This is a genomic window from Shewanella eurypsychrophilus (assembly GCF_007004545.3).
Classification (GTDB): Bacteria; Pseudomonadota; Gammaproteobacteria; order Enterobacterales; family Shewanellaceae; genus Shewanella; species Shewanella eurypsychrophilus.
Window position 1 is genome coordinate 1,544,186 of the sequence record NZ_CP045503.2, and the last position, 22,412, is coordinate 1,566,597.

Annotated in this window: 12 protein-coding genes; 10 read left to right on the forward strand and 2 right to left on the reverse strand. The window is 45.7% G+C overall.

Going from position 1 to position 22,412, the window contains the following annotated elements:
- The first annotated feature begins 117 nt into the window (after positions 1–117).
- From FM038_RS06510 to FM038_RS06545, 8 genes are all read left to right on the forward strand, one after another.
- Complete coding sequence (locus FM038_RS06510) at positions 118–1,287, forward strand: porin (RefSeq protein ID WP_142872502.1); 1,170 nt, start codon at positions 118–120, stop codon at positions 1,285–1,287.
- Between the two features lie 329 nt (positions 1,288–1,616).
- Positions 1,617–3,788 carry a 4-alpha-glucanotransferase gene (gene malQ / locus FM038_RS06515; RefSeq protein ID WP_142872503.1) on the forward strand — a complete coding sequence of 724 codons (2,172 nt, stop codon included), beginning with the start codon at positions 1,617–1,619 and terminating at the stop codon, positions 3,786–3,788.
- An 11-nt stretch (positions 3,789–3,799) separates the two neighbouring features.
- Complete coding sequence (glgB, locus tag FM038_RS06520) at positions 3,800–6,157, forward strand: 1,4-alpha-glucan branching protein GlgB (RefSeq protein ID WP_142872504.1); 2,358 nt, start codon at positions 3,800–3,802, stop codon at positions 6,155–6,157.
- Positions 6,144–8,282, forward strand: a complete 2,139-nt coding sequence (gene glgX, locus FM038_RS06525) for a glycogen debranching protein GlgX (RefSeq protein WP_142872505.1) — start codon at positions 6,144–6,146, stop codon at positions 8,280–8,282. The genes glgB and glgX overlap by 14 nt, the downstream gene beginning before the upstream one ends.
- Entirely contained in the window at positions 8,272–10,812 is a 2,541-nt protein-coding gene (locus FM038_RS06530; protein ID WP_142872506.1) for a glycogen/starch/alpha-glucan phosphorylase, read from the forward strand. The genes glgX and FM038_RS06530 overlap by 11 nt, the downstream gene beginning before the upstream one ends.
- A complete protein-coding gene (locus tag FM038_RS06535) occupies positions 10,800–10,976 on the forward strand; it encodes a hypothetical protein (RefSeq protein ID WP_185965766.1) in 177 nt (58 codons plus the stop codon). Before FM038_RS06530 ends, FM038_RS06535 begins: the two co-directional genes overlap by 13 nt.
- Positions 10,969–12,237 (forward strand): glucose-1-phosphate adenylyltransferase, encoded by a 1,269-nt coding sequence (glgC, locus tag FM038_RS06540; protein WP_142872507.1) that lies wholly within the window; start codon positions 10,969–10,971, stop codon positions 12,235–12,237. Before FM038_RS06535 ends, glgC begins: the two co-directional genes overlap by 8 nt.
- Positions 12,238–12,315: 78 nt before the next feature.
- Entirely contained in the window at positions 12,316–14,046 is a 1,731-nt protein-coding gene (locus FM038_RS06545; protein ID WP_142872954.1) for a glycogen synthase, read from the forward strand.
- 93 nt (positions 14,047–14,139) lie between these two features.
- Here the strand turns inward: FM038_RS06545 and FM038_RS06550 are convergent, their stop codons facing one another.
- Entirely contained in the window at positions 14,140–14,619 is a 480-nt protein-coding gene (locus FM038_RS06550; RefSeq protein ID WP_142872508.1) for an aminoacyl-tRNA deacylase, read from the reverse strand.
- A 458-nt stretch (positions 14,620–15,077) separates the two neighbouring features.
- On the opposite strand from FM038_RS06550, the gene FM038_RS06555 reads away from it, so the two are divergent.
- Entirely contained in the window at positions 15,078–19,295 is a 4,218-nt protein-coding gene (locus FM038_RS06555) for a collagenase (RefSeq protein WP_142872509.1), read from the forward strand.
- 1,599 nt (positions 19,296–20,894) lie between these two features.
- Here FM038_RS06555 and FM038_RS06560 read toward each other — a convergent pair.
- Positions 20,895–21,380 carry a glutathione peroxidase gene (locus FM038_RS06560; protein ID WP_142872510.1) on the reverse strand — a complete coding sequence of 162 codons (486 nt, stop codon included), beginning with the start codon at positions 21,378–21,380 and terminating at the stop codon, positions 20,895–20,897.
- Between the two features lie 269 nt (positions 21,381–21,649).
- On the opposite strand from FM038_RS06560, the gene FM038_RS06565 reads away from it, so the two are divergent.
- Entirely contained in the window at positions 21,650–22,189 is a 540-nt protein-coding gene (locus FM038_RS06565; RefSeq protein WP_142872511.1) for a YfaZ family outer membrane protein, read from the forward strand.
- Positions 22,190–22,412: the final 223 nt, after the last annotated feature.

Consider the following 22,412-nt stretch of genomic DNA (forward strand, 5'->3'; position numbering starts at 1 on the left):
TTCCTAGTTGAGCAGGGTGGGCGTAAACGAATATAAATAAGCTGATAACCTCTGGGCTTTATGTTCAAAAGTATAGTCTATACTTTTTCTATCGCCTGCTTACATGGGTTAGGTTTTATGCGAAGTATATTTCTGATTATCCTTATCTTTACGTTTTTCTCTGTGACCCCCTTTAATGTGGTGGCTGCAGATTCAGATACCAGCTTAGAGATGTTGAAGCGGCAAATAGAGCAACTTCAGCAGCAAGTGTTAGCGCTTGAGAAGGCTCAGCAAGCCCAAGAGACTGAAAAGGCCAAGCAAGCTAGTTTGGCTAAGCAAGTAACAAAAGTCGAAGAGGCCGAGCCTTCCACCATGCCTGAAAAACCACTCAATAATACTTTAAGTGTCTATGCCACCATGCGGCCCACTTTCGGCTATTTTGATGAAGATGCTGAAACCTTCTGGGATGTTCGGGATGCACTTTCCCGTGCAGGGATAAAAGCAACCAATGAGTTTATGCCGGGTTGGACTGCTGAGTTACATGGTGAGTGGGGAATTGATCTCTCTAATAATGGAGACTTTGGCACAGCTAGGAAAGCCTATGTCGCAGTCGGTGGTCCCTATGGTCGAGTCGCAGTGGGTAAACAGAGACCGCCACAATACCTGCTAATCGCCGAGTATGTGGATATTTTCAACCATGCAAATAGTCCCTTCTCTTATGATGCAGAAGGTATTTTCTTCGTCAATAATATGGTCACATATCGACTTCAAACTGGTGGGTTTAGTTGGCTCGCAGCATCTCAATTTGATGGAGATAGCGGCAGTAATGGTGCCGACTTGGTGAACTTAGGTTTAGGTTATGACCAAGGTGGCTTTCATGGTGCTGTGACCTATCTAATGCAAGATAATATCGATGGTAATTTTACAGCGGGGAAAGATGAGGTTTGGGCGGTATCTTTAGCTCAAGATTTTAATAATGGATTATATTTAGCCGCTGCCTATCAAGACAAAAGTTACCAAAGGGATACCATTTCTCAAGACCGTAGTGGCCACACTCTCGATGTCTCCACGGCTTATCGAATTAGCGAGCAGTTCAGAGTGAAGCTAGGTTATTTTGATTTTGACGATGGTCGAGGAGTGCTGTTGAGTCAAAGGTATGATGGGTATAACACTACTCTAGAGTGGCTACCCGATGACAATCTACGATTCCATCTCGAGTATTTGACCAAAGATTATGATTACCTAAATGACTTTGACTCATGGAGTATAGGTTTTAGATATGACTTCGCTAAAGATTGGCAGTTTTAACCTGTTTTAAGCGCCTTAATAGCCGAATCAAGATGCTGTTGTTGAATCATCGCTTGTGGATCTTAATGATTCGGCTGTGCAATAAGTGTGCGGCTATAGTCTGATAACTTTCTATTTTACCCTACTAGCACTTCTATATATTACCAACTGCAATCAATATAAGTTATTGATACTTATTTGCAATAAACTGTCATCGTCTTGAAATAAATCTGTCTTCATACTGTTACTTTTCATTGGCATGGTTAGTGCCTGGTAATGAATAGCAATAATTCATTAGTGAAAAGTTGGTTGAGAGCTAAATTTGCTCTTTAAACACAAGGAAGACAGGTATGGGGCTTGATAAGTTACTGTATTTGCAAGGTGTTGGCGCTGAGTTTATCAATTGCCATGGGCAAGATGTCACTATTCCGGCCGAAGATAGGCAAGGTGTATTGGCCTGTATGCTTGATGCATTGGGTGAAATAGAGTCAACGTCTGAAGCAAAGGTCGATATAGAGAGGAGGGTATTGCAACTCGATGCAAAACCTTGGACTCAGTTGTTGCCTGGCTTTCAGCATACTGGGGTCGATAAGCCCCATCTTCACTTGTATTTACCTCGCTGCTATCAGAGCAGTATATGGATCAGGCTTCTCACCGAAACTGGTCAAGAGATTCATGCCGAACTTTTACCTGAGACCTTTGAAGTGATTGGAGATTATCACTTCGAAGAAACGACTTATTTAAACTATAGGGTCTCGTTGAATGCGCTGAGTTCAGAGTTCGCTATTGAGCTTGGTTATCATCAGATTGAAGTATCACTTTGTGATGGTTCTGTCACTGAAACTGGCATCATTTTAGTGGCTCCAGCTCAAGCCTTTCAGTTTGCTAGTAATGGTCAATTACAGTCTTCAAATGAAACAAACAAGCAAGACGCTCGTTATTTCAATCCTGGGGAAAATAAGCGTCCTTGGGGCATTAGTATTCAGCTTTACTCACTGCGCTCAGAAGAACAGTGGGGGATAGGTGATTTTGGCGATCTGTCCACGCTTATCGAAGTCATTGCGCTGCAAGGCGGTGATTTTATTCAACTTAACCCGCTACATGCTCTCAATCATCTTAACGCTGAATCTATCAGCCCTTATAGCCCAGATGACAGAAGACGCCTTAACCCCTTGTATATTGATATCGCCAGTGTAGATGAGTATCAACATCTGGAGACTCAACGACTCGCTGGAGTGGTTAATGATAGAAAAAAAGTATTGAATCGTGGCAATTGGCTTAATTACGAGCAAACCATTGAGCTTAAATATCATATTTTTCACCAGTTATATGATGAGTTTTGTACCCATGAGTTAATGATAAATAGCCCAAGGGCGCAGGAGTTCTTTCATTTTGTCGACTCCCAAGGCATTGATTTAGACTATTTCTCTGCTGAACTGGCCAGTCAGTCTCCAAAGGGGACCCCCCGCGATTCTAATTTCTATTGTTATCTGCAATTTGTTGCCGAAACACAGCTCGAAGCATGTCAGGCTAAAGCCAGAGCACTCGGCATGTCTATTGGTTTAATTCGTGATTTAGCCGTGGGCGCATCTCCTGACGGGGTAGAAGTCAGACAAAATAGACATGTGTTTTGCCTCAATGCGAGTATAGGTGCACCAGCAGATCCTTTTGCGCCACAAGGGCAAAACTGGGGTTTGACTCCTTTAGATCCCATTAAGCTTAAGCAAGATAACTATCGGCATTTTATTACGATAGTAAGGCGCAACATGAATGCTTGTGGGGCGCTCAGGATCGATCATGTGATGGCCTTATTAAGATTGTGGTGGTGCCCAAACAATCCTGACCTAGGTTCTGGTGCCTATGTGTATTATCCAATTGAAACCTTACTCGCAATCATCTGCCTTGAGAGTCAGCGTGCTCAGTGCTGCGTCATAGGTGAAGACTTAGGCATAGTGCCACCTGAGCTCAGTGGCTATTTGACTAAGGCTGGAATTTACTCAAATCAACTCTTCTACTTCAGCAAACACCCTGATCGTTTTCTACAGCCAGATGAACATAAAACCCATAGCTTAATGATGCTCGCCAATCACGATGTTCCGACACTTGCCGCCTGGTGGTCAGCGAGCGATCTACACCTGCAGCGTCAACTTGAGTTACTTAACAGCGATGAAATTTTAGGTGTAGCACTAAACCAGCGAGAGAGAGATAAATTACAACTTATCTCTCTGTTTAATCAACATGATCTGCTGCCTGCAAATAGCAGTTTAAGTGAGTCGAACGAACTCAATTTTGAACAGGTGCTACATGCCTGGCTTCGATTAATAGCCAAGAGTCACTCGGTGCTATTGAGTGTGCAACTGTGCGATCTTGTGAGTGAGCGTCATAGCGTCAATATTCCAGGAACATGGAAGGAATACGCAAATTGGCAACGGCGCTTGCCATACACCTTGGATGAGATCGCTCTGTCGCCAAAGGTGAAACTGTTACTTAGAGAGATTGCATCAGAAAGATTTGTAACCTAAATGGAAGATAAATGATGACTCAAAATGTCCCTCACTTTCATCACGGCGCCGATGTTGCGCTGCTAAATGGTGAATATTGCGATGTGTTTTCCTTGTTAGGTATGCATCTAGTGGAAACCCCGAGTGATACGCCGATAAAAAACACTAATGGCAAGCAAGCCAAAGCTAAATCGGTTCAGGTTAAAAAGCAGTTGGTGGTCCGCTGTTTATTACCCGGAGCCCTCAGTGTCGAGGTGCTTAACCTTAAGGATGGACGTAAACTTGCCAGCCTAGAACGCGTCAGTGAGACCGGTCTGTTTGCTGGGGTGATTGGCAGAAGAGTGAAACCTTTTCTGTATAAGTTACGGGTCGAGTATCCCTTGAGCGTCGAAGAGATCATCGACCCCTATCAGTTTCCTAGCTTACTCAATCAAGATGACGTTTATCTGTTTGGTGAGGGGCACTTAGAGCAGGCGTATCATTTGTTGGGGGCGAGTTGGCAACAACATCAGGGCGTAGAGGGGGTGAATTTCTGTGTGTGGGCTCCAAATGCCAAGCGCGTGTCAGTGGTGGGAGACTTTAATCATTGGGACGGAGCTCGACATGTGATGCGCCAGCACTTAGCCAATGGTATATGGGAGATATTCATTCCCCATGTCAATGAGCAAGCGCATTATAAGTTTGAGTTGATATCTGAGCATTGTGAGCGCATAGAGAAATCAGATCCCTATGCTAAAGCCATGCAAGCCGCACCGGGCAATGCTTCCTTGATCCCCCTTAAGCAAGAGTTTAACTGGCAAGACCAAGAGTGGTTGGCGTATCGAGAGGCTCAGCAATGGCATCACCAAGCCATCTCCACCTATGAGGTTCATCTTGCTTCTTGGCGACGTCAAGGGGATGAGGGTGAGTTTTATCTGAATTATCAAGAACTCATAGAGCAGCTGATCCCCTATGTCAAAGAGATGGGCTTTACTCATCTGCAGCTAATGCCCATCAGTGAATATCCTTTCGATGGCTCTTGGGGCTATCAGCCAGTGGGTCTATACGCACCGACCCATAGATTCGGCGATGCATTAGGTTTAAAGGCCTTTGTCGATGCCTGTCATCGGGCGGGACTGGCCGTGATCTTGGACTGGGTGGCGGCACATTTTCCCAAAGATCCCCATGGCTTGGCGCAGTTTGATGGCACTAGCTTGTACGAACATCAAGACCCCAGACGGGGCGAGCATCCTGACTGGGATACCTTGATCTATAACTACGGCCGCGGCGAAGTACAAAGCTATCTGCTGAGTAATGCTTGCTATTGGCTCGATGAATTCCACTTCGATGGTCTGCGTATCGATGCCGTTTCCTCGATGTTATATCTAGATTACAGCCGCGAGCCCGGGCAGTGGCTGCCCAATGCTCAGGGAGGCCGTGAAAATCTGGAGGCGATTAGCTTCCTGCAGAGCCTTAACCAGCGTTTATATCAGGCATTTCCTGGGATCGTGATGATCGCCGAAGAATCTACGGCCTGGCCGGGGGTGACTAAGCGGGTCGATGAGTCCGGCTTAGGTTTTGGCTTCAAGTGGAATATGGGCTGGATGAACGACAGCCTGCGCTACCTAGGGCGAGATCCCATTCACAGGAACCATCATCATAACGAGCTGACTTTTAGCTTGATGTATTGTTTCAGCGAGCAATTTATCTTGTCTCTGAGTCACGATGAGGTGGTTCATGGCAAGGGGTCATTGCTGCACAAGGTGCCGGGTGATGATTGGCAGAAGTTTGCCAGCCTACGGGCATATTTTGGCTTCATGTGGGGACACCCAGGTAAGAAGCTGATGTTTATGGGCAATGAGTTCGGCCAAAGAGACGAGTGGAGCCACGAGCGGAGCCTAGATTGGCATCTGCTGCAGTATGCGCCCCATCAAGGGTTGCAGGCCTGGGTGAAAGATCTTAATCACCTGTATCTAAGCCAGCCTTCGCTTTACAGCCAAGATACTCAGGCTGATAAGTTTCAATGGCTCGATTGCGATAATGACCAGGCGAGTGTGTTTAGTTTTGTTCGTTATGGCGAGTCTGCTGACGAGCACCTGATATTTGTCGTCAATATGACGCCTCAGGTTCACCATGGTTTTCGTATCGGCTTGCCATTGGGCACCGAATACCGAGAGCTGCTCAATAGCGATAGTGAGTATTATGGTGGCAGTGGGGTGGGGAATACTGGGGTGATATTGGCCGAGGAGTTGCCATATCAAAACCTGGCTTATAGTAGTCAAATCACTGTGCCGCCTCTGGGGTGCTTAGTGTTATCGTCGGCTCAATTAACACGCGACTCAGACGCGAATTCAGCGACTCGCTTAGCCATAGGGTCAGCGAAGACTGGTGAGCAAGATGAAGCTCTCTAACGGTAAGCCTTATCCATTAGGGGCGAGCGTCGATGATACAGGGGTTAACTTTGCCCTGTTCTCGGCCCATGGAACCCAGGTCACTCTGTGTATCTTCGATGAGCATGGCAATGATGAAATCGCACGTTTCATCTTGCCGCGTAAGTCGCAACATGTCTGGCATGGCTATCTTGAAGGTGCGAGAGAAGGCCTGTTATATGGATATCGCGTCGACGGTTTATTTCAGCCGCTGTCAGGGCACAGGTTCAATGCCAACAAACTCCTGCTCGACCCTTATGCTAAACAGCTGGTGGGTGAGTGCCGTGATAATCCAAGCCATTATGGGTATCAACTCGATGGTATTGAAGCCGACTTGTCTTTCGATACCAGTGATAATGCTGCCAGTATGCCAAAGTGCCGGGTTGTGGATCATCGCCATCTAGCACCTGTACTTCCTGTGCAGAAAAGTTATAGCCAGGAGGAGGTGTCACTTTCACTGCGCCGAAGCATCATCTATGAACTGCACGTTAAAGGATTTACTCAGCTGCATCCAGATATTGCCAAACACCGCAGAGGCACCTTCGCCGGGCTCGCCAGCCCTGAATCGATAAGCTACCTCACCAACCTTGGGATCACCTGCGTCGAGTTGATGCCGGTGCAGAGTTTCTTCGATGAGCCGTTTTTACAAGAGAAGCAACTGAGTAATTATTGGGGCTACAACAGCATAGGCTTCTTTGCACCCCATCAGGCTTATTTAAGTGGTGATGATGTTTTTGAGTTCCGTCATATGGTGGAAGCATTTCATAAGGCGGGCATCGAAGTGATCTTAGATGTGGTTTATAACCATACCGCCGAGGGGAATCGCCTCGGTCCGACTTACAGTTTCAGAGGCATAGATAATCTAAGTTACTACCGTTTGAGTCCCAGTGAACCTAGATATTACATCAATGATACCGGTTGCGGTAACACGCTCAATATTGCCCACCCCAATGTACTGCAATTGGTGATGGACTCGCTGCGCTATTGGGTGGAAGTGATGGGCGTGGATGGTTTTCGTTTCGATTTAGCGACCTGTATGGGCCGTGAAGCCTATGGTTTCGATATCGGTTCCGGCTTCTTCGATGCCTTAGCTCAAGATCCTGTGCTAAGCCAGATCCGCTTGATTGCTGAGCCTTGGGACATAGGTCCGGGTGGCTATCAGTTGGGACAATTTCCCATCGGCTGGAGCGAATGGAATGATAGGTATCGCGATACCATTCGCCGTTTCTGGCGTGGTGATGCTGGGATCTTACCTGAATTTGCCAGGCGTTTTCACGGTTCCAGTGATCTATTTGAACATTCAGGCAGGCCGCCGGCGGCCAGTATTAACTTTGTCACCAGTCATGATGGCTTCTCCTTGATGGATCTTGTCAGTTACAGCCTGAGACATAACGAGGCGAATGGCGAAGAGAATCGAGACGGTCATCAGGCAAACTTCAGTCATAACTATGGTGTCGAAGGTGCCACGGATGACTCTGATATCAATAGTTTAAGAGCAAGGCAGTGCCGCAACATACTCACGACGCTGTTTTTGTCCCAAGGTGTGCCTATGTTGCTGGCCGGAGACGAAGTCGGTCACTCTCAGTCAGGCAACAATAACGCCTATTGCCAGGACAATAGGCTGAGCTGGCATGAGTGGCAACAAGATATCAGCAGTAATGAGCTACTGCAGTTTACCCGCAAGTTAATTCTCCTCAGAAAACGTTTCCCTCTGCTTTGTCATCGCCGATACATACATGAAGGCGCCAATATGGATGAACCTGGTCTCGACTGGTTTTGTCGTCAGGGGCTAGTGATGACCAAATCCTTGTGGAGTGAAACCCTGACTCGAAGTTTAAGCCTAGTGATCAGTGGTGAACTTGAGGCGCAAAAGGGTTGTCGCCAAGCACTTCTCTTGATGCTTAATACCGATGAGCAAAGTCTGGATTTCTGTTTACCTGAGCTCGATAACCTGTCTCCCTGGCGTTGTCTGTTACACACTCAAGACTGTGAACTAAACCCTGAGTCAGTCTTAATTTCTACGAATTCAAATCCGTTATATCGCCTACAAGACCGAAGCCTGATGTTGTTTTATGCCGAATTTAAGGAGCCTGTTAATGAGTGTTAGTACCCCTAAGCGTCAACGAGTGTCCCAAGATAGACCATCGGATAAGCCATCGGATAAGTCGAAAGAGGTTAATGATGAAGTCAAAGAGCAGATTCAGAATTGCGAGCCTTGTGACTCTCTATCGGCTTCCCTGAGTCGTTATATGAATAATGGTCTGGGTCAGGAAGAGTATGCCCAGCATGACTTGTTTCATGCCTTAGCATCCAGCGTGAAAGAGCTGATGCTCGGCAACTGGCGACAGACCCGTGCTAAAGACTGCCAATATCAGACTAAGCAAGTCGCTTATCTGTCGCTAGAGTTCTTGATGGGACGCGCATTAGGCAATGCCTTGCTGAATTTGGACCTAACCGATGAGAGCCGTGAAGCCTTAAGCCAGTATGCCGTCGATTTAGAATCTTTTGAAACTTTAGAGTCTCTTGAAAGTTTAGAGCGTGATGCAGGTCTCGGCAATGGAGGTTTAGGTCGACTCGCGGCCTGCTTTCTCGATAGCTGCGCGAGTTTAGATCTTGCTGTGACAGGCTATGGGATCCGTTACGAGTACGGCATGTTTGCCCAGAGAATTGTCGATGGATATCAGGTAGAGCGTCCCGATCGTTGGCTTAAAGATGGTAACCCTTGGGAAGTCAGGGTGCCCAATCATAATGTCACCGTGCCCTTCTTTGGACATACAGAAAGCTATCTCGACAAATTAGGCAGACGGCACGTCACTTGGGTGGATACTCAAGATGTGAAGGCGGTTGCCTATGATATGCCGATACCAGGTTACCGCAATGGCCGTATCAACACCCTGAGATTGTGGAAGTCAGAAGCCACCGATGATTTTGATTTAGCCGAGTTTAATCAGGGAGATTATACCGAAGCGGTTGCCAGAAAAAACCTAGCTGAACAGATCACTATGGTGCTTTATCCCAACGATGCCAGTGAGAACGGTAAGGAGCTTAGGTTAAGGCAGCAGTACTTCTTGTCCTCTGCGACTCTGCAAGACTTGCTCAATAACTGGGTTAGGCAAAATGGCACCGATTTTAGTGGCTTCGATAGCGCCAATGTGATGCAGCTCAATGACACTCACCCCAGTGTTGCCGTACCTGAGCTGATGCGTTTGCTGGTGGACCATTATGCTCTGGAGTGGGATAAAGCCTGGGAAATAACCACTAATATCATGGCTTATACCAATCACACCTTGCTCCCCGAAGCGTTAGAGCGTTGGCCTGTGCGTATGTTCGAGCAGATGCTCCCGAGAGTGTTAGAGATCATCTACGAGATCAATGCGCGCTATCTCGATGATGTGGCTCATCACTGGCCAGGAGATGCTGACATGCTGGCCAAGATGTCGATCATCGAAGAGGGTGATGAGCCCCATGTGCGTATGGCCTATCTTGCCATCGTTGCCAGCTTTTCAGTCAATGGGGTCGCAGGCTTGCATACTCAGCTGCTGACATCGGGTCTGTTCAAACATTTCTATGAGCTTTGGCCAGAAAAATTCAATAACAAAACTAATGGCGTAACGCCGAGACGTTGGTTGGCTCACTGTAACCCTAGACTGGCAGCTTTACTGACTAAACGTTTGGGGCACGAATGGGTGAGGGACTTGCAACATCTACATGCCCTGAGTGCGTTCACCGAAGATAGTGCGCTGATTGATGAGTGGCGCGAGGTGAAGCAGGCCAATAAGCGTGAATTATCTCTGATGATAGCCAAAGAGTGTGGCGTCGAGTTTGAGCCTGAAATGATGTTTGATGTGCACGTTAAGCGCATTCATGAATATAAGCGTCAGCTCCTCAATATATTGCATGTCATTCACCTGTATCACCAGATCTTGCAAGGTAATACAGGTGCATTGGTTCCCAGATGTGTGCTGATCGGTGGTAAAGCGGCGCCGGGTTATGCCATGGCTAAGCTGTTAATCAAGCTCGCCAGCAATGTCGCTCATATGGTCAATTCTGATCCAGAAGTCTCGCCCTATCTCAGGTTTGCCTTTTTGCCAAATTATAACGTCAGCGCCATGGAGAAAATCTGTCCGGCAACGGACTTATCTCAACAAATTTCTACCGCAGGAAAAGAAGCGTCTGGTACGGGCAACATGAAGTTTATGATGAATGGCGCACTGACCATCGGCACCCTTGACGGTGCCAATATTGAGATGCTCGAAGAGGTGGGCGAGGACAACTTCTTCCTGTTTGGTTTAAATGCCAGCCAAGTCAATTCACTGCAGCAAGATTACCAACCTAGCCAGTTCATCAATGAGTCTCCAGCTTTGAAGCAAGTCATGGCATTGCTGGAAAGTGGCCACTTTAATTTACTCGAACCAGGCATTTTTGACAGCATCATAGATAGCATCAAGTCGCCAACCGATCCTTGGATGACGGCTGCTGATTTTGAATCCTATCGACTCGCGCAGCAGCGAGCCGCCAGTGCCTATAAAGACAATGATAGTTGGACCCAAATGAGCATACGTAACACTGCATGCAGTGGCCGTTTTTCAAGTGATGTCACCATTTCTGCTTACCGTGATGAAATATGGAAAGCTTAACTGTGGTCGCTCGATTTACCCGTTTTAGTGATGTTTTCAATATAGAGGGTTTGAATATGTTGTACCCCGAAGTCGCGATAATTGAGCCAATAAAACAAACGTTGAACAGTGACAGCCAATTAACCTTATGCAATGAATCTCAAGGAGCGAGTACAGATGCCTAACCCGAGTCCACGTTATATCAGTAATTTAACCCGTGATACTTATGCGATTATCTTAGCCGGGGGCAGAGGCTCCCGATTGCATGAGTTAACTGAATGGCGCGCGAAACCGTCGATCTATTTTGGTGGTAAGTTTAGGATCATAGATTTTCCCCTATCGAACTGTATTAACTCAGGTATTCGCCGTGTTGGCGTGGTGACACAATATAAATCTCATTCACTCATTCGTCATGTCATGCGAGGCTGGGGTCATTTTAAGAAGGAATTAGGTGAATCGGTAGAGATATTACCCGCCTCTCAGCGTCACTCGGAAAACTGGTATCAGGGCACGGCCGATGCGGTGTTTCAAAATATGGATATCATCCGCCACGAGTTGCCTAAGTACGTGATGATTTTATCGGGGGATCATGTCTATCGTATGGATTATGCTGGAATACTCGCCGCCCATGCCGAGTCCGGGGCTGATATGACGGTTTCTTGTTTAGAGGTGCCGGTTGCCGAGGCCGCCGGGTCTTTCGGTGTGGTGCAGGTCGATGAAACCCAGCGCATCTTAGGTTTCGAGGAGAAGCCTGAAGTGCCTAAACACCTGCCTGATAACCCAGAATCGTGTTTAGCCTCCATGGGAAATTATGTTTTCAATACTGAGTTTTTGTTTGAGCAGCTAAAAAAAGATGCCATGAATGAAAACTCTGAGCGAGATTTTGGTAAAGATATTATCCCTTCTATTATCCAAGACCATGACGTATTCGCCTATCCATTTTGCGGTGACTTTGACGACCAGAAGGCCTACTGGCGTGATGTGGGCACGCTTGATTCATTCTGGCAAGCCAACATGGAGCTGCTATCTCCAACGCCTCCGTTAAACCTATACGATGCTAAGTGGCCTATCTGGACGTATCAGGAGCAACTTCCGCCGGCCAAGTTTGTCTTCGATGATGATGACAGGCGAGGCATGGCCTTAGATTCTATTGTGTCTGGTGGCTGCATCATTTCTGGGGCAAAGGTGCGCAGGAGTGTGTTGTTCAATGAGGTGCGAGTCTGCTCCTATTCAGAAGTAGAAGGCTCGGTGATCCTGCCCGATGTGGTGATACAGCGACACTGCAAAGTTAAGAATGCGATCTTAGATCGTGGTTGCATCATTCCTGAAGGTACTGTGATTGGCTATGACCATGCCCACGACAGAAAAAGAGGCTTCAGGGTCTCGGAGAAAGGTGTGGTGCTAGTGACCAGAGACATGTTGGGCCTGCCTGTAGGCTATGAGTGAGTCTCTGTAACTGATCCCGCGCTTTATTTTACACTTTATTTTGTAGTGGATAAGGAAAGAACATTGAAAAGAGTATTGATGTTAGCCGCCGAGAACGGCTCGATACCAAGGGCTAAAGTGGGGGGGATGGCGGATGTTATCCGTGATCTCCCGGCCGCTTTGGCTCAGCAAGGTGTGATGGCCGATGTGATTATGCCAAGTTATGGTTTTCTCGCTGGCTCAGTCAACGCCACTAAGCTTGCTGAATTTAGTGTGGATTTTGGCGGTGCCAGGCAGAGTGTCGCTCTGCTAACTACTCCTCATCCGGACGTTGAGGGCGCGGTGATCTATTTCATCGACGTTCAAGATGGCGTGTGTAAAGGCAAGCCTCAGGAGATCTATAGCCAAGGCAGTGACGCGCGTCCCTTCGCAGAGGATGCTAATAAGTTTGCCCTGTTTTGCCTCTGTGTGGCGACGGCAATCAATGAGCAAGTCTTGCCGATGCCAGACTTGATACATCTTCATGATTGGCACTGCGCCATGTTTGCCCTATTGGCTCAGTACGATGAATATTTCCAGAATATTTCGACTATCCCCTGTGTTTACACCATACACAACTTAGCGATACAGGGGATACGCCCACTCAGAGATGACGCCTCTTCTATGAGTGCCTGGTATCCCGGATTACTGGAAAAACTATCTTCTGAACAGTTTGATTCTGTGATCGATCCCCGCTACCCCCATTGTATCAACCCCATGAGAGTCGGCATTAACCTGTGCGCTAAGGTACACCTAGTATCACCAACTTACGCCGATGAAGTATTGCACCCCTCTGATCATCATGCTGGCTTCTTTGGAGGCGAAGGTCTGGAGGCAGATCTGCAGCGTAAACAAGACTCAGGTGCGCTGGTGGGCATATTAAATGCCTGTGTGTATGGCGCAGCGGCTAAGAAGAAAGTGAGTGCTACCGAGCCCAATAATTCACAGGACAAATGCAGGGAAGATCAAAGCATAGCCAATAAAGATGATATCTGGCTTAGGTTGCTGGAACAGGTGGAGTTGGCACTATTGCGCTGGCAGGGAGATAAGCAATGGGTTGCCAGTTGCGACCTGATAGCCCTGACACGCATTGCTAGCTTGTGGCGATGTGGCGGACGGTCTAAAGATATGCATTCATCTCATCTTCAGTCATCAGACAAGAAGTTATTGAATAAGCCGCTGATGAATAAGATGAAAAGCCCAAGCATGCTAGTGACTTCAGTCGGTAGGCTGACGGATCAGAAAGTGCTTATCTTGCGCCAGACAGTCTTGCAGGCTGATGGCCAGCGAGTCACAGTGCTTGAGTCTATATTGCAGGCTCTAGCTTTGGCTCACCCAGAGGGGTTATTCATTCTTCTGGGCAGCGGAGATGCTGAGATCGCCGGTGAATTCAGTGCTATTGCTGCCAGATATGCCAACTTCATATTCCTCAACGGCTATGATGAGGCTGTGTCGGATGCACTGTATCAAAATGGTGACCTCTTTATGATGCCAAGCTCTTTCGAGCCTTGTGGGATCAGTCAGATGCTCGCGATGAAGGCGGGACAAATCTGTTTAGTTCATGGGGTGGGGGGCTTGCGAGACACGGTGGCTGACAATGAGACCGGTTATCTATTTTCTGGTAACTGCTTAGCCAAGCAAGCTGAAAATTTACAGCTGCGCTTCTCTGATGCTCTTGAAGATTTTAATGGAGATAAATGGCGAGCAATGGAGCAGTTAGCGAGTCAGCAGCGATTCGACTGGTTCAGTTCTGCGGCTAAATATAAGCGCCAGCTATATTGCTTTGATTAAGTGCTTAAACAAGTTCTTTTATTCAGAATACTCACTTTAAGCATTTGGAGTGAGTATTCTGCTTCTGGCTGTCGCTAGAGTGCTCAAGCTCTGTTAATGAATGTTTTGATGACTGAACCTTAAATGCTTGGCATCTTTGATTAGCTTCACAAAATCTTTACGGCTTATGTGCACTAAGCTGTTGTGATCGCCTGCTTCAAAGTAGACCTCTTTGGCATCGACTAAGAGATCGTCATAAACGGCTTCCAAGTTGTAGGCGCCGCCCAATGGTGGAATGGCTCCGTTCTCACAATCATTAAACATCTGATAAACCGCTTGCTCCTTCATCAAATGTAGATCCCGATTTAACTTTTCACCTAACGCTCCCAGGCTGATCTTATGATTTGCAGGAAGCACAGCCATCATTTTTCGCCCTTCGTGATCTTCTAAAATAACGGCTTTGGCGAGCTGAGAGGGAGAAACCTGAGCAGCAATTGCAGAGCTGAGCGAGTTAAAGCTATGAGGGTGAGGAACCAGATCATAATTAACTTCATTCACCTGTAGGTACTCATTTAATCGAGTTGAAATAGTCATAGTATTACCTCTGAAAACCATGATGACGTTACTCATTATTATAGTTCAGCATGGGTTTTTCAGTTGAAAAAGTGCCAATGCTAAACATTTTATTAACAGCAATAATGTTGTTTTTCAATTTATGTATTTGTCTGAAATCCGTGCAACATCTACTTTTCTTTCTATTTTCCATCTCAATACCTCCGCAATGGCAAGATGATAAATTTTCACTAACACTTGATTATTGCATGCAATATACAGTAGAAATAAAAAGAAACATTTTATTAACAATAAATACTGTTTAGTAAAAACAGAAGGCAAAACCAACAAATAGAGATGGATTATTAAGGACACCTGCCCACGTTGATGTGTGCAGTTAAAGGAATATCTACAGGTCGCATCGTAGATCTAAAGTGTCTTTTACTTATATGAATAGTATGTCCAGCGATAAGCTGACGCCGTTGCATGAGGTAAACCCTATGAGAAACATTATAAAACCAATAAATAGTATATCTTCCAAAAAGTCTATTCTAGCTAGCGCTATCTTACTTACCCTTAATCTAGGTGTGCTATACGCTCCCTCAGTGCAAGCGGCCGAGATGTGTGGCACTAAAACCTTAGAACGCCAAGGGGAAGTACCCGCTAATCAAGCTCATTGCATTACCGATTATGGTCATTATTTCTATGTGAATGTGCCCTATGAAAACAGCAATGTCACCATTACCACATCTGGTGGTACTTTTAATGGCAGTGATGCCGATATTCTGCTTTACGATGGTGATGACTGGAGCGGAAATGTTGAGCTAAGTAGTACTACCAACAGCACTAATGATGAGTCGATCTCCTTTGTATCCCGTGCAGGCTCTCGTTACTTTAAGATTAATGGCAACATACAAGAAACCACTTTAGAAGTCACAGTGACTGGTGGCGATGTACCTCCGCCAATGGGTGACTATATTGTTTTCGACACTAACATTCTTGTCGACCTTCCAGTGCCATCTATTTCATCAAAAGCACAATACGGCAATGTGATCCCAAGCATTTTGGCGGCAAGCTACAGTGATTTTGAAGGTATTGCCAGTGGTGTAAATGACCCTATTGATGATGTGAGCGATGCAGTTCATTACCTGGCTAGCACTAACGATCTGACCGATCCAGATTTGAATCAACTGCTTTATTTCTTGGGGTCGTATAAGTATTACGCCCCTGCGATGTCGGATGCTGAGGCGGCTAAGCTGAGTATCGCACTGCAAGCGGTTGCGAGTATGACTGGCTTTTTAAGCACTGATGGCGGCGTTATCCAAGAAGGCTATGCCAAGGCACTGAATAATTTTGAGCGTGGTGCTGGTGCGGCTTATTTTAAAGACCAACTGCCACATCTGTTAGCGACGATTCAATATTACTCTAAACAGACAAATCCTTTTGGCGCTACCAATGCCGGTGATGCGACAATGGCGCTACTCGGTGCCATAGGTTCTGCCGCGTACTATGGTGATGGGGCGGTCAAATCTGCCTATAACAGCAATATGCTGGATGTGCTTTCTGTGATGCGCTCATTTGCCTTTCTAGGTGAAACCTCACTGGACATGAAATGGTCCACCGAAGCCGATAGGAAATGGATCTTACCCCATACCTTTATCGCTCTGGGTAAGATCTCGAGCATAGCCACCGACGAGGCTAAGGCGCGTTTCGATAGCAGCATCCTAGAGGTTCATGGCAAGGTGATCCAGATTATCTCGGTTGAAACCACTGAGACCATAGTGACTAAGAACTACTTAGAGTCAGCGGGCCGTCAGTGTGAAGCGAGCGATCCCTTGTTCGGCAGCTGCGTCGTGCCACCTAAAGAGGAAGATATCTTAACTGTACGCCATGAGTGTACCGATAAGGTGGTTATCCGCGCGCAATCTAGTATTAGCCAGGCAACGTTAATCCAGTCTTGTGCCGATATTGCTCTGCAAGAGACAGAGTTCCATAACTTCTTTAATACAGGCGGCGTGCCAGTCACTGGCGATCAGAACGATGTCATCGAAGTGGTGGCGTTTGCCAGTCCTGAAGATTATGAAAAATATGCCCCTGAGTTTTTTGGGATCAGCACAGATAACGGTGGTATGTACCTCGAAGGTACGCCGGAGAATGTCGGTAATCAGGCGCGCTTTATCGCCATGCAGTGTCCGGATTCTTGGGTGGGAACTTCTTGTCAGTATATCGACCAGATTTATAATTTAAGACATGAGTATGTTCACTACCTCGATGGTCGTTTCATCAAGGCGGGATCATATGGATCATTCGATTATAATGTTTCCTGGTCAGAGGGGATGGCTGAGTATATGGCCAATGGCGCCGAGCATACCCGTACTCTCAATGCCTTGAAGGGCGAAACGATTCCGCCTCTGTATAATCTGTTATTTATGTCCTATGAGTATGGTGACTTGTATCAATGGGGCTATTTTGCCATGCGCTACTTGGGTGAGGAGCATCCGGATGAAGTCGCCTCTATCACAGCGGCGCTGCAAGCTGGTGATAACGCGGCATACATCGAAGTATTAAAAGGTGTAGCGGAGCGTACAGAGGCAGGTTTTGAAGCTTTTGTGCTAGCAAATTCAGAAACAGTGTCTCCAGCCGCTGCGGCGATCCCTGCAGCCGATACCATAGGTAGTTGCGCCCTGGCTCAGCAATATGTGCGTAAGGTCGATGCGAATAAGACTGAGTATTCGGTGACCAATACCACAGATACGCCAGTGTCTCTGTTTTGGATAGATAACAACAAGGGCACGGCAAACTTCGCCAAGAACTATAAGACGTTAAACCTTGGTGAAAGCTACACAGCTTCAAGTTGGAGCGAAGGTGATCGTCTGATGCTGACCGATAATGCGATGAACTGTTTAGGGGTTGCCGTGATGGAGCCGGTTCAGAACAGTTTCTCTATCGATGCAGATTTAGTCAAAGATGTGGTGCCTGAGGCAATTCCTGAACAAGATATGCTGGGCAGCTGTGAGTTAGTGAGACCTCACCTTATCAAGGATGAATCCCATGAATTTACTATCACTAACACCACAGACTATCCGGTTCGTTTATTCAGAGTCGATAACCTGACGGGCAAGCCTAAGTATGCCAGTGCGGCAACTGGGTTTGATTTTGGTTACGGTACGCTCAATAAGGGTGAGAGCTACACATCCGATATCTGGTATGGCGATCGTCGTATAATGCTAGCAGATGCTCGCTTGAACTGTTTAAGTGTGGGTGTACTAAACAATGCCACTGCTGACTTTGTCATTGATGAAGCCATAGTTGTAAATGCTGCAGCGCCGGAAGTTATCCCTGCCGCTAATACCATAGGCAGTTGCGACTTGATGAATAAGCATCTAACAGGGCCTTTTGAGGCGGACTTCTCGTTTACTAACAATAGCGATACACCAGTGCGAGTCTATCGTGTAGATAATGAAACTGGCGATCTGAGTGAGAGCTTTGGTTTCACGACTCTAGCTACTGGCGAAACATACGATAGTGTTTCAACTTGGAAATGGTTTGGTAATCGCCGTGCGGCAATCACCAATACTGCTGGCCAGTGTCTAGGTGTTGCTGTGATGACTGAAGAAGGCGTCAGTAATGATTACGAAATCACACAGGAGCTCATTGGTGGTGAAACGACGCCAGTGGACAGTGATGGTGACGGCGTAATCGATTCACAAGATGCCTTCCCCAATGATCCCACTGAATCAGTCGATAGCGACGGTGATGGTGTGGGTGATAACTCAGATGCCTTCCCTAACGATGCAACGGAAACCTTGGACAGCGACGGTGATGGTGTAGGTAATAATGCCGATGCTTTCCCTAACGATGCAACGGAAACCTTGGACAGTGACGGTGATGGCGTGGGTAATAATGCCGATGCTTTCCCAAATGATGCGACTGAAACCTTAGACAGTGACGGTGATGGCGTGGGTAATAACGCCGATGCTTATCCAAACGATCCTAATAATGGTGTCGTGCAGAGCTGTGGCGTCGCGACGATTACTTCAGGCCAGCTGACCCTTGAAAATGAAGAGTGTATCAGCGGTGGCAAAGGCAGTTTCTATGTCTATGTGGATGCTGATAACACAGATCTGTACATCACAACACAAGGTGGTGAGGGAGATGCCAACATCTACTTTAATGCAGATACTTGGGCGTCATCAACTAACGCGCAATCTAAGTCTGAGCTAAGTGGTAACAGCGAGAGTCTGCATGTGGTGGCTAATCGTGGCTGGCGTTATATTGCTATCGACACAGGCACTAGCTACTCAGGTGTCACTGTGAAGGTGAGTTTAACTGATTCAGGTACAACACCAGTCGAGCCGCCAGTTGAGTCAGAGCAGCCAAATGGATTAGCCGACACGTGCGCTACTGAAACTGTGCAAGATTATGGCAGCATCAGTGACGGTGTTCCTATCTGTGTCAAAAATGGTCGCTCATCTTTCTATATCAATGTGCCAGCCGGTACTCAGAGTTTAACGGCAGAAACTGGACACGGCGTTGGAGAGCTGGAGTTATATGTTGGCGAGAGCTGGCCTGATGCGAGCAGCAACACTGGCGCATCAGCTAACTCTGGGACGATAGAGAGTGTGACTGTGAATCAACCTACATCGGGTTGGTATTATGTTTCGGTGCAAAGTATGCCTAGCAGCGAAGATGTGACGCTAAAGGTCACCCTTAAATAGCATTCAGTCGCTATTGTAAGCGACTTATGTAATTTATGAATGAAAGCAAACGGGTCTTAGGCAACTAAGGCCCATTTTTATGTCATTAATCGGTGTATGAAAGCCGATTTACTAGCGGAAAAAGATAAAAAAATGGCCCCGCCTTAAATAAGGGGAGCCACAAGAATTCTTATAAAGAATCTGCATATGAATGATTAAGCTTGCATAGCGCTAGCAAACAAACTTAACTCTTCATTTGGAGGCTCAAGGGAGCGTCCTAAAGGGAGGTGATGAACCATGATGAAAACATGTAGCACTCGCTACATATAGTCAGAGTCATGGGATCTGGATAAGTTCATCGTTATGGGGAAAAACTTAGATTAATTAGAATTCATCATTGAATATTGTAGGTGCAGGGCCTGTTACCGCTAGGTTTTCATATCGATTAGTACTTCTTGGTATGAATTTTAAAGCGATAAGAAGATAAAAAAATGGCCCCGCCTCAAATAAGGGGAGCCACAAGAATTCTTATAAAGAATCTGTATATGAATGATTAAGCTGCATAGCGCTAGCAAACAAACTTAACTCTTCATCTGGAGGCTCAAGTGAGCGTCCTAAAGGGAGGTGATGAACCATGATGAAAACATGTAGCAGTTGCTACATATAGTCAGAGTCATGGGATCTGGATAAGTTCATCGTTATGGGTAAAAACTTAGATTAATTAGAATTCATCATTGAATATTGTAGGTGCAGGGCCTGTTACCGCTAGGTTTTCATATCGATTAGTACTTCTTGGTATGAATTTTAAAGCGATAAGAAGATAAAAAAATGGCCCCGCCTCAAATAAGGGGAGCCATAAGAATTCTTATAAAGAATCTGCATATGAATAATTAAGCTGCATAGCGCTAGCAAACAAACTTAACTCTTCATTTGGAGGCTCAAGTGAGCGTCCTAAAGGGAGGTGATGAACCATGATGAAAACATGTAGCACTCGCTACATATAGTCAGAGTCCTGTTAACTGGATTAGTTCATTATCCAGATTAAAAATATTGAATTATTTTCGAGATCCTGTCATTCGGCTAAGTATTGGTTGGCTGCTGGGAAATGCCAGATAAAAAAATGGCCCCGCCTTAAGAAGGGGAGCCATAAGAATTCTTATTCAGAATCTGTAGTTGGAAACAAGAAAGTCGATTAGCGCTAGCAGTCGATAAACTGTTTCCAGTAGATACAAAGCGTATCTAAAGGGAGATGATGATGAACAGTGAAACGGCTTGGACGGTGTAAGGCTCAATTAGAGTATAAAACGTCGAAGCCAGAAATTCGGTTCACTATGTATGAGTCACCGAAACAGGAAAAGTTCATTATCTGATAAGAAAAAATAAGATTTTTTTCATTGAGGGAAAAAGAAGTAAAAAAAAGGGCAACACCAGTCTTTTATCAAGAGAGGGCTGCCTGATGATCATTTAAGATCAAGGGGACCGCGCTAGAAGTCCCAGGGAGAATGATGAACATGAAAACCTTCTTCGCTGTTCATATTCTTTGATGCTCTCAAAATGAATAAGTTCAAAAAATAGACGATGTTTTTTATGTTTATTTTATAGATAAAATTATCTTGTTGATTAGCTTAATAAACTAATGATCTCTTTTTCTATATCTTCAGGCTTAGTGGTAGAAGCAAGTCGTGTTAACACCTTTCCTTGGCTATTAATTAAGAATTTGGTGAAATTCCATTTGATCCCCTTGCTACCTAAAATCCCCTTAGCCTCAGATTTGAGGTACTCATAAAGGGGATGCGCCTCTGGACCATTGACCTCTATTTTCTCAAAGAGGGGAAAGCTTACGCCGAAGTTAAGCTCACAAAATGAGGCTATTTCACTTTCACTCCCCTTTTCTTGTGCCCCGAACTGGTTGCAGGGAAAGCCTAATATGACAAACTTTTCCGGACCATATTTTTCATAGAGAGCTTGTAGCCCTTTATATTGCGGAGTGAAACCACAGGCACTGGCAGTATTAACGATTAGAACAACCTTGTTTTTGTAGTCGGAAAGAGACACAGGCTGTCCCTGTATATTATTTACCGAAAAGTCATAGATGGAAGTTGTCATAGTTAGTCTCCTAAAGTTTTCAGCTAATCTATCAGCAAGTATAGTTTTGCGCAAGTGAATTGCTCACAATTTAAATTGTGCGCGACCCTTGATACAGCTTGTTTCTTTGGTTAGTCGATTTGTTGGTATGATCTCGTACTTTTAACCTTGTTATTTAATGTTTGAGATTATGTGTGTTATAAAATGAATTTTACTTTTTAAAACAGTTGGATACTGGTTGTTTTCTTTGGGTTTGATATTATTGTCAAAACGAATATTTAGAGACAATTATGAAAGCAAAACTTTGGGGAAGTATATTCCTACTATCGGGTATCTCAGTTACAGCAAGCGCTAATGACTTTGGCATAGGCCTTAATGATGATGTGATCTCGACAGAGGTAAACCTCAAATTACAAAATAATGCCACGGCCGCATTGGGCTACATCTACTCCAATGATGGTGGCCAATTGGCCTCAGGCGCGATGCACATTGCCCATGACGCTGGCATTCATCATTTTGAAATAGGTGCTAAATTCTCTTATGCTTGGGCTAAAGAGAGCGCAAATGGCAGTGCTGTGGGTATTGGTGGTCGTTATGTTATGGATCTAGGTTCCAAGCTTTCATTTCAAGCTTCTGGGTACTATGCTCCGTCGGTACTTTCTTTTGGCAGCGTCGATGGCATGTATGAAGTAGACAGCAAGATCCAATTTCAACTGAATCCAAGCTTAGCCCTGTACACTGGGTATCGAAATATCCGTCTTCAGTATGATAATAGCAATAATTCTACCTTTGATTCTGGCTTCTATATTGGCGGTAAAGCCAGCTTCTAATCTTTGCATATTTAGCATTGCACTTGAGCTTCAGGTGCAATGTATTACCTCAATTCATATCTAATTAACGCTAGCTTTCAATACATATCACCTTATCCATTCATCAGAATCTGAATTCAAAACTCAAAATAAGCTGGATTAGACTAAACTAATTTGTAGTGCTCTTGATTAGGAATACTATAGCCAAAGGAAGGCATTTTCTCCTGCCGCTTTGTTCTCCTCG